Below are 13,334 nucleotides of genomic sequence, written 5' to 3'. Positions count from 1 at the left end.
TAATATCAAATTCTTTTTAATATGGATTCATCTTTATACGGCACTTTTGCACTGGGTGAAAACTTTGAGGTTCTCTCCAAATGAACATCTTGATCATCAAAAAATATGTCTGCACCAAAGGCATTGACCACTTCATATTTGTCTACACCACCTAAAAAGAAAGCCTCATCTAAACGAACATTCCAAGCATTGAGTGTTCGTATGACTCTTTCATGTGCAGGCGAATTTCTGGCAGTTATAAGTGCTGTACGTATGGGAGTCTCTTCTTGAGGATATGAAGATTGAATATTGGAAATGACACTTAAGAGTTTTGCAAAAGGACCAGCAGAAAGAGGATTTTTTGCATTTTCCGATTCATACTGTAAAAAAGCTTCCAAGCCTTGTGTTTTATAAATTATTTCTGACTCTTCAGAAAATAAAACGGCATCCCCATCAAAAGCAATTCTTACTTGATGATAATCATCGTCTTGTTGATTTTCATAAGGCAAAATTCTTGCAGCGGCAATCCCCAAATTGATGGCATCTTGCACATCCGTTTCATTGGCAGATAAAAAAAGATCCACTTTAAAGGGTTTTAAATATTTAGAAATAGTGTTGCCACCAGACCAAGCAGAACGTTGAATATTTAACGCATACTTTTCGATTGATTTTGTAATTCGTAAACTCGTAGCTGCATTGTTTCTTGAAACAATGATGACTTCAACTCTTTTTTCAGGAAAATCATCATTGATTTTTAAGAGGTTTTTCACCAATCTGAAGCCCGTACCTTTTTCAATGATTTTATCTTCATTCTCTATTTGATACTTATAATATTCGTCCAAACCTGACTGTTCAAATATTTTATTTTCATCTTCTAAATTAAACAATGCTCTTGACGAAATGGCAATTACCAATTTTTTATCTAAATCATACCCCAATTTTTTACCTTATTTTTTAACAATTATACTAAAATATAGTTATGATATTACCATTAAGGATTTCTGATGAAAAGAGTTTTTTTAATTCGGCATGCAAAATCTTCATGGAAAGATTTTACATTAAATGATTTTGAACGACCTTTAAATAAAAGAGGTCTAAAAAATGCCCCTTTAATGGCAGCAATACTAAAACAAAAATACATCAAACCTGACATAATAATAAGTTCAAAAGCGTTACGAGCCAAAACAACTGCAAAAATTATTGCAGAATATTTCAATAAAACCATTCACTTCAACGATATCATTTATGATGCAACACAGAGTGAACTTTTAGAGTTTCTAAGAAAACTCGACGATAAAAACGAAACTGTCTTTTTAATTGGCCATAACCCCAGTTTAAATGCGCTTGCTTATAATCTCATTGATTTCTTAGAAAATATTCCAACGTGTGGTGTTTTAGAGATTGAATTTGTTGTTCCTACTTGGAAAGATATTTCAAAAATAAATGCCCATTTTGTATCATTTGAGTACCCCAAAAAATATAATTAAACAATATTTATAACTTTTAGTTATATAAAAGCAAAATCTCTTTACAATGCGATTATAATACAATAATTTTATGTCGGAACAATACAATGAAAACACTCTATATTATGAGACATCCAGAGAAAAATACCAGCAATTTAAAAGTCGATGACTTTGATCTTGAACTCTCAGCTGATGGAATCCAAGATGCCATTGCCATGGCGAAAAGATTAAAAGCATTAAAGGTCAATCCTGATTTAATTGTCTCAAGTCCAGCTTATCGAACACGATCAACCGCTGAAATTTTAGCCCATGAATTAGAGTATAAAAAAAATATCATGTACAATGAAGTACTCTATCAAGCATTTTTAAATGAACTCATTGAAACAATAAGTTATACCTTTGATACGGTTCAAGATTTAATGATTGTTGGACACAACCCCTCTTTAACTGCTTTAGCACTGACATTTGTCAACCATAAAGAAGAGGTGATGCCTTGTACGGTTTTAAAAGTAGCGTTTGATTGTAATTCGTGGATTGATATTTCAAAAGAGAATGCGAAGCTGATTTGGATAGAAAAGATATAAAAAAGTAAGCAATGAAACAGTTACTTACCTAAACAAAACTCCCCAAACATCACATCCAACATTTGATCATTTTCATACGGTCGTGTAATATTAGAGATATGTTGCATCGCTTCAGTGATATGATAAGCAAAAAACTCCAACTCTCCACTGTGTAAGGGTTCATGTGAGTGTTTAATATGATAAAGTGTTTGCTCAACCGCTTGCACTTGCCGTTTTGAAATCAGTGTCATATCATCACCATGGCTATTGGCATCGAGTATCTTTTCAATGTGCTTAATCAAAGGATTAATATCTACTTTGGTACTTAACTCTATAAACTCTGATAGTTTTGATTTATCAAACAAATTCTGTAAATCTGACTTATTTAAAACCAGCAGCTTCTCTTTGTTATTGATCTCATCTAAAATATCTAATATCTTTTCATCTTCTGAATCAAGCGCTTTTGAATTATCAAACAAAGCAATGATAATATCTGCTTGAGAAACCGCTTCAAGTGATTTCTCAATACCAATTTTTTCAATGACATCATTGGCTTCTCGAATACCTGCTGTGTCTACAATTTTAATCAAGTGTGTTCCAATTTTAACACTCTCTTCAATGGTATCTCTTGTGGTTCCTGCAATATCTGAGATAATGGCTCGGTCAAAATTTAACAATTTATTCAACAAGGAACTCTTACCTACATTGGGTTTCCCAATGATGGCAACTTTAAAGCCTTCAATTAAGCCTTCTCTTCGTTTACTGGCATCCAATGTTGTGTGCAGTTTGATTTTAATATTATCTAATTTCACTTCAATTTGTTTAAAAATATCTTCAGGTAAATCCTCTTCTGCATAATCGATATTTACTTCCGTATAGGCCAACATAAAGAGTAAATCTTTTCTGATATCTTCAACAAAAGTGCTCAATTCACCTTTAAGTTGTCGTGCCAGCAGTTTTACGGCATCTTCACTTCTGGCCTCAATGATTTTCGCAATCGCTTCGGCTTTGCTTAAATCAATTTTACCATTATGAAAAGCGCGTTTAGAAAACTCTCCGGGTTGTGCCAAACGTCCACCGTGTTTGACCACTTCATCCAAAATGATATTTGAAATGGCCATTCCACCATGACATTGAAACTCAACAATATCTTCACCTGTAAAAGAGTTTGGATTTTTAAAATAGATTAAAAGTGCTTCATCAATAAGCTCATTATTGCTGTTATAAAGGGAATGCAATGTTGCTACACGGGGTGTTAAATTTTCTTTTTTTGAGATTTTAAGAGCTATGGGTAAAGCCTCTTTACCGCTAACTCTTACGATTGAAATAGAACCAATGCCATTGGCTGTTGCAATTGCAACAATTGTATCTTCATCAAACAACGTAAAACCTATTGCTGTTTGGTTCTGTACTCATTAACAAGTACATATTTGTCGCCTCTTTGATTGGTTTTGACTGCAACATATTTATCGGGAAACTCTTCTCTTAATCTTTTAAGAGCAATATGAACTAAAATCCCATCAAGAGGTTTGGTTTTATAAGAACCTGTCTCATTGATGGTTTCAATGACAGGCAGAAGGTAGTTATGAATGGCCTCTTCTTGATTTTTAAGAAATTCAGCAATTTCAAGTCTGAGCATGAGACCATATTTTTCATTGATCCAATTAAATAAAATATACGAAAGGGCTTTATATCTGTACCCCTCTTTTCCTATTAATAAGGCGGAATCATCGCCACTGAACTCAATATAAATGGTTTCAGCATCATAAAACTCAACTTTAATCTCTTCAAGAACAAAACATGTACCAAGAAAAAGATTGTTTACATCTCTTTTGATTTCTTTGATGATTTCATCGCCCTCTTTTTTGACAAAAATTTTCGCACATTTTTCATCAATTCTCTCTCTGGCTTCCGTATAGAAGTTATCAAAAATAGCATCTTTCTCTTTAATTTTTGGAGTTGCTTTTATACTCTCCATTTTACATTTTGTTTTTGCACACTCACGACTGTTTTCATTATTACAGTTTTCAGCAATCTTTTTTGATACATCTTCTATATTTATACTGTTTTTTCTGTATTTTGTATCTCTTCTTCTGAACTCTCTTCTGCAATCTCGTTTTTGTTCTGCCATAATAATGGCACTTTTTTTACCAATTCCTAAAAAGCCTTTTGAAGATTGTTGAATAATATCAATATTTAAATCAGTTATCGAACAATTAAATTCATTAGTTGCTAATTCATAAGCCTCTTCTAAACATTTTGCTTCAAACTTTTTCATAATATAATCCTATTATTTTTTAATTGCTTTTTGTTTGTCAAATATCGAATTAATATAGACTTGTTGTCCTATAGTAAAGATGTTATTGACAACCCAATAAAGTGTTAATCCTGCTGGGAACCATAAGAAAAAGAATGTGAATATCACTGGTAAGAACTGAAATATTTTCTTTTGCATTTCATCTTGCAGTGTATTTGGAGTAAGTTTTTGTTGTAAAAACATTGACGCACCCATTAAAAGAGGTAACACATAATAAGGATCCATCATTGCTAAATCGTGTATCCAAAGTATCCATGGGGCACCTTTTAACTCAATAGAGTTTAATAAAACTCGATAAATTGAGAAAAATACGGGAATTTGTAAAATCAATGGCAAACATCCACCCATTGGGTTGGCACCGTTCTTTTTATATAACTCCATCATGTGTGTTGATTGTTTTTGTTTGTCGTCTTTATATTTTGCTTGAATATCTTTGATTTTTGGCGCTAAGTCTTTGAGCTTTTGCATCGATACCATACCTTTGTATGATAAAGGGAATAGAATCAATTTAATAAGAATGGTTAAAGCAACAATTGTCCAACCCCAGTTTCCGATGTATCCTTGTAAGAATTGTAAGAATATAAACATTGGTTTTGCAATAAACGTAAAAAATCCATACTCAATAACATCAACCAATTCAGGATTGAGTGATTTTAACAAAATATGCTCTTTGGGTCCTGCGTAACCACTGAGCGTTAAATCTGTGTTCCCATGAATAAACATTTGAGGGTCATTTTTCTCATCTTTCATGACGGTAACGGACATACTTTTATCAAAATTGTATAAAACAGTAGTGTAGTATCGATCAAAGGCAGAAGCAAATTTCACACCAGTAACGCTCTCTGTTTTATCCATTTTTTCATCTAAAAATGTGGTTAAAGAGCCATCATTTAACTTTAACAATGCTCCATGATCCGCATACATATCAACCAAAACATTGGGTCTAAACCCAGTTGTCATAAAAAATGTTTGTGGCGTTGATGTTTTGACAGTAACATCATAGTGACTGTCTGGGTAAAACGTGATTGTTTTTGTTACAAGAAGATTTGAAAGTTGTTGTGTTAATACCAATTGTTGTTTTGTTTGTGTAGCATCAATTGCACTTGCATTGGCAATAACATTAACTTTAAACGCCTCTTCATTGATACTGGCATCAGAAAATCTTACTTCCAATGGTCTTAATTGATCCAAAGCAAAGAGTTTAATCTGTTTTGAATCTTTATCTGTATATTTACTCTCTAAAAGAGTCACTTGTGCAATTCTTCCTAAATTGTCAATTTCATATAAACTTTTTTGTGTTTTAATTGTTGAAACAACGCTTTTAGGTGATAAATTTACGCTTGGTGCTTGCGTTGTTACTGTATTGTTAGCTACAGGTGCAGCATCTGTTGTCATCGCTACAGGAGCTTGATTTTTAACGGTTTGTTCTTGTTTGATTTTTTCTTGTTGTTTCGCTTCTTGTTGAGGCTTCAGTACTAAAAACTCATATGCTACAAAAAATACAAAAACAATCAATGTCATTAATAACATTCGTTTTTGCATTCCATCTTTATTATTCATGTGTGGATCCATTCTTCTTTTTACACTCCCAGTTTTTTATTACGTAACAATCATCTTTAGATATTGGAACATACCAATATTTAACATTAATTTTTTTAAAGATAATATTATGTTTGTATTTATATTTGACTACAGGATAGTCTAAACCACCTTGGAAAAGCTGGTTACATTTTAATATGCGTGTTATTGTAAAATAAATCGCCTTAAAGATAGTATTGTTTTCAAACTGCCATAGGGCATATTCTGAACATGTTGGGTAGTATCTACAACTTGCAGGAGTTAAAGGAGAGATATATTTTTGATAAAACTTAATTAAAAGTTTTAAAATCGTTTTCATTTAAATAGCTCTAATCTTTTAAAAGCAAAATTAAAATCTTTTTTCAATCCTTCAAAATCTTTTTCATGGATTGTCTCTTTTGCTACAAATATATATTTTCCGGTTTGAATTTGTTTTTCGTAAGATAAAAACAGAGCACGCAATCTTCTTCGTGCTTTGTTTCGTAAAACTGCATTACCCACTTTTTTAGAGGTAACAAATGCAGCTTGTATGTTTTTTTCAGACTTAAAAAAAGCGACAAACGAATTAGTATGCCACTTCTTGGCACTTTTATAAAGGTCGTTAAAATCTTTTTTACTATTGAGTCTGTGTTGTTTGCTTAAACAGCTAATCTTTTTCTACCCTTAGCTCTTCTGGCACTGATCACTTTTCTTCCACTTTTCGTTTTCATTCTGATTCTAAAACCATGTGTTCTTTTTCTTGGCGTGTTATGCGGTTGATACGTTCTTTTCATCTTTTTATATCCTCTTTTTGCAAATTAAGTTGCGGATTATAGTTAAAGTAAGCTTAATATTTTATTATATTAAGCTACTTTTTAATTTCAAAATCCAATTACTTTTTAGACGGTACCAGTTGAGCGCGAATTGATTTTGTCTCTTTTTTTTCTAAACTCTCTTGGAGTATAAAAGGCTTAAACCCGTCATGTCTGACAACAATCTCCAAAGCATTTCCTGCTGGAATTTTAATCGTAAGGGGGGTTGTGCCTCGGTATCTTGAATTAATATAAACTTCACTCTTGGCGATACTACTTAAAATGGTCAAATTTCCCATATCTCCTTTAATTTCATCAATTTGAGTTAAAGCTTTTCTTGCGTTTTTATCCCCTTGACTGCTTGCAAGTTCAAACCAATGAATCGCTTGTTCAACATTTTGTTTCACCCCGATACCATTAAAATAGGCATTCCCCAGAACAACTTGTGCTTTTATACTGCCCTCAGCTGCTGCAATTCTGTACAGTCGTATCGCTTTATACATATTTCGAGGAACCCCTAATCCCAATTCATACATATATCCCAAATTATATTGTGCATCAGCTGCATCTTGAATTTGTTGCATAAAAAAAGCATAGGCCTTGCTGTACTCTTTTGCATCTAAAGCTTTTTGTCCCTCTTCTATGGATGCAAACAGCATACTCATACTTAAAATAAATGCAACAACATATCTCATTAAAATACCTTTTATCTTGTTCAATTATGAAATGATCAAATTAACTTCATTGCCAATCATATCAAATTTTACATCACTTCCTTCTTTAATTTTATCTTCTAAAATCAGATCAGCCAATCGGTCTTCTACTACTTCATAGAGTGCTCTTTTAAGTGGTCGTGCTCCATATACTGGGTCAAATCCCACTTTTGCAATATACTCTTTAGCACTTTGACTTAAAGAAATGGTAATCTCTTTTTGTGCTACTTTTTCTTTAATATCATTGAACATAATGTCCACAATATTGGTGATTTGCTCTAAGCCTAATTGTTCAAAAATAACAATATCATCAAGTCTGTTTAAAAACTCTGGTTTAAAATAGGCTTTGATTTCATTCATCACCTCTGCACGTCTTTGCTCTTTATTGGCAATTTCAATGATTTTAGCACTTCCAATATTTGACGTTAAAATAATAATGGTATTTTTAAAATCAATCGTTACCCCTTTATTATCGGTCAATCTTCCATCATCAAGTACTTGCAACAAAATATTAAAAACATCGGGGTGCGCTTTTTCAATCTCATCAAATAAAATCACACTGTAGGGTTTTCTTCTGACCGCTTCAGTGAGTTGCCCTCCTTCATCGTATCCTACATATCCAGGTGCTGCACCAATAAGTCGGCTGACTGAGTGTTTTTCCATATACTCACTCATGTCAAATCGAATAAGCGCTTTGGCATCATCAAACAAAAATTTTGCCAAGGTTTTAGCACTTTGTGTTTTTCCCACTCCCGTTGGTCCTAAAAATAGAAATGAACCAATCGGTCGTGTTTGTTCACTTAAGCCTGCTTTGTTTCGTTTGATGGCTCGGCTGATGGCTTTAATGGCTTCATCTTGTCCAATAACATCCTCTTTTAAAACTGCTTCTACTTGTAAAATTCTCTCTTTTTGGCTGCTGAGCATTTTATTAACAGGAATGCCTGTCCATTTACTTACAATGGTGGCAATTGACTCTTCATCAACGCTGTTTCTTAAAAGTGTGCCCTCTGTTTGCATCTGTTTCCATTTGACTTCATTCTCTTTGATTTTGGCTTCTAATTCTGGTATTTCTCCATATTCGATTCTTGCTGCCTCATCAAATTTAGATTCTCGTTTGGCAATCATGGCTCTGTTTTTAAGTTCATCAATTTTTGATTTTAAAACCGAAGTGGCATTAAAAGTCTCTTTTTCTGTCGTGAATTGCGTTTCCAATCCTCTTTTTTTCTCATCTAAATTGGCCAACTCTTTTTCTATCTCGTCAACTCGTTTGGCATTTTTCTTTTTGTCTTCCATCAAAAGCGCTTGTTTCTCTACTTGTAACGTAGTAATCTCACGTTTAACTGTGGATAAAACCACAGGTTCACTCTCAATTTGCATTTTGAGTTCAGCCGAGGCTTCATCAATTAAGTCGATGGCTTTATCGGGTAAAAATCGGTCACCAATATATCTGTCTGAGAGTTTTGCCGCAGCAACTAAAGCTGAATCATTGATAATAATATTATGATGCGTCTCTAAGCGCTCTTTTAAGCCTCTTAGAATATGTATGGCTTCATTGACACTGGGTTCATTGACATTAACTGGCTGAAATCGTCTTTGCAACGCCGTATCTTTTTCAAAATATTTTCGGTACTCTTTGAGGGTTGTTGCCCCAATCGTATGAAGCTCACCACGAGCCAATGCAGGTTTTAAGATATTGGCTGCATCCATACTCCCTTCACTTGCACCTGCACCTACAATGGTGTGAATCTCATCGATAAACAAAATAATATTGCCTGCTTTTTTCACTTCATCAATGACCGCTTTTAACCGATCTTCAAACTCACCTCGATATTTTGCTCCCGCAATGAGTGCGCTCATATCTAAGGTAATCACTTTTTTGTTTTGTAAACTCGTTGGCACATCACGTGCTACGATTCTTTGAGCCAAGCCTTCAACTATGGCCGTTTTCCCCGTACCTGGTTCTCCCAATAAAATGGGATTATTTTTTGTTTTTCGAATGAGAATTTGCATCATTCGTTGAATTTGCTCATCTCTCCCAATGACAGGGTCTAACTCCCCATTGATGGCTTTTTCATTGAGATTAATTCCATATTTTTGAAGCGATTCTAAAACATCGTCACCGCTTTGGCTCTCTATTTTACTTCCACCTCTTATGGTTTCAATTGTTTTTTTAAATTCACTTAAATTAACGTATTTACTGATGACCTCTTTAAACACTTTATTGTCTAAATTGGCCAATAAAAAGGTATCAATGGCAATGTATTTATCTCCACTGCTGGACATAAGCCCTTCTGCTTTTTGCAAAGCTTCCACAATCCCTCTTCCAATCTTAATGTTCTCTTTGGTCACACTTGAAACTTGTGCAAGTTTGGCTGCATAACTTTTGGCTTCCAACTCAATGGCAGCTTTATCAATATTCATTTTATTCAGAACTTGATTAAGTACCGAATTGGTATTGGTCAATAAAGCCCAAATAATATGGATAAATTCTACTTCTTGGTTTTTATTATGTAAAGCCAATGAAACAGAAGATTCAATTGTTTCACTCAGCTGGTTGGTCAGTTTTTCAAAAATTTTATTCATTTTAGCACTCCTATTATTTAATTGCTAATAGATTATATCAAGTTGAGTCGATACTTGTCAAGTATACCTTATAATTTTAATAAGATTGTAAAAGTACAACCTAAATAGGAGGTTTGATTCACTTCTAAAATCGAGTTCTCTACTTTGATTCCTCCTTGCATGTGATTAACAATAATTTGATGTGTCATATATAACCCAATTCCTGTACCTTGAGATTTGTGTTTGGTAGTAAAATAGGGTTCAAAAATTTTATTTAAAATCTTTTTATCAATTCCCCCTCCATTGTCTTTTATGGTTAAAACAGCATATTCTGCTTTTTTGCACAGTGTTATTTCGATATATTTTTTCTCTATTTTATTTAAATTCAAAGCATCTTTTGCATTGTTGAGAATATTAATCAAAGCTTGAATTAACTCATTTTTGTAGTTCTCTATTTTCAAGGTGAGATCAATTTTTTGAATCAGTTGAATGTTGTGATTTTTAAAACTTGCATTCACCAATGAAATGGTTTTTTCAATCACTTCAGCAATATAAAACGGCTCTTTATTTTTGTCTTTTTTAAAGAAATTTCTAAAATCATCGATGGTATTGGACAGATGCTGAGAATTATGAATAATTGAATCCAAAAATTCATAATAATTCTCTTTACTTAAAATATCATATTCCCCTTTGAGTTTAATTCCAGATGCTGCAGTTGAAATGGTACTCAATGGTTGACGCCATTGATGTGCAATATTTTCTATCATCTCTCCCATTGAAGCCATTTTTGCTTGTTGAAAAAGTATTTCATCTTTCTCTTTTAGTGCAGTCATATCAATCATTGCAGAAACTTTTATCAACTCACCATTAAATTCTAAGAATTTACTTTGTATGAGTGCATTCATAATGGTTTCATCTTTTTTTAACACCTCTATCTCATACAATTCACTCTCTGTATGCAAATTACGATTAACTATATCATAAGAGTTTGGTGAAATAAAATCAAATATACTTTTGCCAATTAACTCATCTTTGGTTTCATATCCAAGAAGTTTAACCGCAACATCATTGACATCGATACATACACTGTCTTTGTGCAATACAATAATTTCCATGGTTGAATTAAAAAGTGATTTAAAACTCTCTAAAGATTTTTCTAAAGACTCTTCTCTTTTATCAATCTCATTTTGCATTTTTCTAAAAGTTTCAATTAAAAAATCAAATTCACTGTAGGATGACTCTTTAATTACTTCATCATACTCTCCATTGGCAATATTAAACGCGTTGATATTCAAATTATCAATGTCATAAAAGATATGATTAACCAAACTCAAGGCGACAAAAATTGCAATAATAACAAACAAAATTAAAACGGCAATGATGCTTTTAATTACAAACCAAATGTTATCAAGAAGCTGATTATAATCCTCTCTGACCACAATTTTCCAACCCGTTTTATCTATGGTGGCATACATTCCTATTTGTTTTTTACTGTTTGACGTTAAATTAAAATAACTTTGTTTATACGGTTCAACTTTACTGATAAAATCAACAAAAATACTCTTACCCAATGCATTAAAACCTTGTAAAACGCACTCAGTGTTATCTTCGTTAACAAGCATTACTCCTTGGCTGTCAAACATTCTTACCATATGAGAACCATCACTGTTGATATAATTTTTAGTAAACAAAGCAAAATCACTTAAATTAATAAAAATAACAACAATTTGATTGTTCCCTATTTTAGCACTGTATGTAATTGTTGGTGACTCACCTATGGTGGAGAAAAAAACATTGGACCAGTAGTAATCTCTGTGTTTTAAAGCTTGAAAATACTCTTTTTTGGAATAATCAAACCCTTTATAAATATTCAAATTTGATTGCGCATAAAAATCTTGGATAATGCCATCTGAACTCAAAAGAATGACCGAAGTGATATTTTCATTTAAAACCACCACATCTTTTAACGTATTGGGATGTTGAGCATACTCATTATTGATATATTGTGATGTTGATTCAATTTTATTTAAAATCAAATTTGCTTTTGATTTGAGTTGTTTTAAGATGATTTTTTGTTTATGAATTACAGATGAAAGGTTAGAAGTATAGAGACTATACGTTGAAATTGCACCAATGATTAAAGCAATAATAAAAGCAAACACAATCAATAAAAGAACAATTCGGGTTTTTAAACTGCATTTTTTCATTTTAATCTTTTTTCACGAATTGACCATTTTTTATGATGACAATAAAATGTTCTCTAAATACATCTCCAAATTCATTGAAAATGATTTTTCCTTGAAGCCCATCATAACTCTTCTGAGACAAAAGGGTATGTTTAAGTGATGCGATATTACTGTTGTTTCTTAAAGCCTCAATAATAATATGTGCCGTTTCATACGCTTGGGCAGCAAAAACAGATGGCATTTGAGCATACCTTTTTTGATACATCTTTACAAAATTCAAATATCTGTACGTTGAAGAGGTATCATCTAGTTCTGTTACAAACATTACACCTTCAACGTGTTTCCCTCCATTAACGACAAAATCAGTTGTTTTTGCCCACAATGAAGATAACACTTTTTTTGTGTTGTGATTGATTCTTAAATATTGTATGAACTTTGCAGAGTCAATTGAATTGGCAACCATAACAATCAAATCTTCATTCGCAGCATTGAGTTTTTTTAACAGTTCAGGGAAAGGCTCATTTATAGATGCTTTTAATACGTTTTTCTCTCCTCCATGACGTTGAAATGACTTTTCAAAATTATCCATATACGCATTGACGTAAGATAAATTTTTTTCATCATAAATAAATGCAATTTTTGAAATTTTTTGCGTAAGTAAATAGTCGGAAATTTCATCAAAGCGTTCTGGGCTATGTGCCACATGCGTTCTTAAAAAATTATCATCGATATTTGAAAACTCATCACTGCTTGCTGAAGGAGAGATTAATAATACATCTTTTTTATCTTTTATGGCATCAATTGAAATTTTAGTCATTGAACTTGTTGCATTACCAATAATCAAGTGAATATCGGAATTAAGCAAACTTTGTATCTGTGTTAACGCAACTTTTTCATCTTGTTTATCATCTTTTACAATCAACTCAATGGGTTGGTCATTGATCTTAAATCCAACTTCTTCAAACGCCAGAGATGCTCCACGAAGTACACTGTTTCCTAAATCAGAATATTTGCCACTTAAACCTGCAATCAGACCTATTTTAAGACTCTCTTTTTTAGAATTTGAACATGCATAAAAGAATATAAGGATGATTAAAAGAGGAATGACATATAATTTTTTCATAATATAACCTTTAAGTAGCATATTGAAAAGACAAAGTATTGTATACAATTTATTTA

13 protein-coding genes are annotated in these 13,334 nt (G+C 32.5%); 2 read left to right on the top strand and 11 right to left on the bottom strand.

The window, feature by feature from the left end:
• Positions 1-5: 5 nt before the first annotated feature.
• Positions 6-917 carry a 5'-nucleotidase gene (locus tag ACNI3C_RS08040; protein ID WP_419769302.1) on the bottom strand — a complete coding sequence of 304 codons (912 nt, stop codon included), beginning with the start codon at positions 915-917 and terminating at the stop codon, positions 6-8.
• Positions 918-983: 66 nt separating this feature from the next.
• Between ACNI3C_RS08040 and ACNI3C_RS08035 the strand changes: the two genes are divergently transcribed.
• Entirely contained in the window at positions 984-1,466 is a 483-nt protein-coding gene (locus ACNI3C_RS08035) for a SixA phosphatase family protein (protein WP_419769301.1), read from the top strand.
• 86 nt (positions 1,467-1,552) lie between these two features.
• Positions 1,553-2,029: a SixA phosphatase family protein gene (locus ACNI3C_RS08030; protein WP_419769300.1), complete on the top strand. Its 477-nt coding sequence runs from the start codon at positions 1,553-1,555 to the stop codon at positions 2,027-2,029.
• Between the two features lie 20 nt (positions 2,030-2,049).
• Here ACNI3C_RS08030 and mnmE read toward each other — a convergent pair whose 3' ends face one another.
• From mnmE to ACNI3C_RS07980, 10 genes are all read right to left on the bottom strand, one after another.
• Positions 2,050-3,390 carry a tRNA uridine-5-carboxymethylaminomethyl(34) synthesis GTPase MnmE gene (gene mnmE / locus ACNI3C_RS08025; RefSeq protein WP_419769299.1) on the bottom strand — a complete coding sequence of 447 codons (1,341 nt, stop codon included), beginning with the start codon at positions 3,388-3,390 and terminating at the stop codon, positions 2,050-2,052.
• A gap of 8 nt (positions 3,391-3,398) precedes the next feature.
• On the bottom strand, positions 3,399-4,286 hold the full coding sequence (locus tag ACNI3C_RS08020) for a Jag N-terminal domain-containing protein (protein ID WP_419769298.1): 888 nt from the start codon (positions 4,284-4,286) through the stop codon (positions 3,399-3,401).
• Positions 4,287-4,298: 12 nt separating this feature from the next.
• Positions 4,299-5,885 (bottom strand): membrane protein insertase YidC, encoded by a 1,587-nt coding sequence (yidC, locus tag ACNI3C_RS08015; protein ID WP_419769297.1) that lies wholly within the window; start codon positions 5,883-5,885, stop codon positions 4,299-4,301.
• The gene (yidD, locus tag ACNI3C_RS08010; protein WP_419769296.1) at positions 5,878-6,222 is read right to left on the bottom strand and encodes a membrane protein insertion efficiency factor YidD; all 345 of its coding nucleotides are present in this window, start codon (positions 6,220-6,222) and stop codon (positions 5,878-5,880) included. The genes yidC and yidD overlap by 8 nt, the downstream gene beginning before the upstream one ends.
• A complete protein-coding gene (gene rnpA / locus ACNI3C_RS08005) occupies positions 6,219-6,554 on the bottom strand; it encodes a ribonuclease P protein component (RefSeq protein WP_419771447.1) in 336 nt (111 codons plus the stop codon). Before rnpA ends, yidD begins: the two co-directional genes overlap by 4 nt.
• Positions 6,542-6,676: a 50S ribosomal protein L34 gene (gene rpmH / locus ACNI3C_RS08000; protein WP_419769295.1), complete on the bottom strand. Its 135-nt coding sequence runs from the start codon at positions 6,674-6,676 to the stop codon at positions 6,542-6,544. The genes rnpA and rpmH overlap by 13 nt, the downstream gene beginning before the upstream one ends.
• A 98-nt stretch (positions 6,677-6,774) precedes the next feature.
• Positions 6,775-7,389, bottom strand: coding sequence for a PEGA domain-containing protein (locus tag ACNI3C_RS07995; protein ID WP_419769294.1), 615 nt, complete (start codon positions 7,387-7,389; stop codon positions 6,775-6,777).
• Positions 7,390-7,413: 24 nt separating this feature from the next.
• On the bottom strand, positions 7,414-9,990 hold the full coding sequence (locus tag ACNI3C_RS07990) for an ATP-dependent Clp protease ATP-binding subunit (RefSeq protein ID WP_419769293.1): 2,577 nt from the start codon (positions 9,988-9,990) through the stop codon (positions 7,414-7,416).
• A 68-nt stretch (positions 9,991-10,058) separates the two neighbouring features.
• Positions 10,059-12,176: an ATP-binding protein gene (locus ACNI3C_RS07985; RefSeq protein ID WP_419769292.1), complete on the bottom strand. Its 2,118-nt coding sequence runs from the start codon at positions 12,174-12,176 to the stop codon at positions 10,059-10,061.
• A 1-nt stretch (position 12,177) separates the two neighbouring features.
• Positions 12,178-13,278, bottom strand: coding sequence for an ABC transporter substrate-binding protein (locus ACNI3C_RS07980; RefSeq protein WP_419769291.1), 1,101 nt, complete (start codon positions 13,276-13,278; stop codon positions 12,178-12,180).
• Positions 13,279-13,334 lie beyond the last annotated feature (56 nt).

The organism is Marinarcus sediminis (SeqCode), assembly GCF_048571275.1.
Taxonomy (GTDB): Bacteria; Campylobacterota; Campylobacteria; order Campylobacterales; family Arcobacteraceae; genus Marinarcus; species Marinarcus sediminis.
Note: the sequence above shows the minus strand (reverse complement) of the source record. Positions and strands in the feature narration are given on the sequence as shown.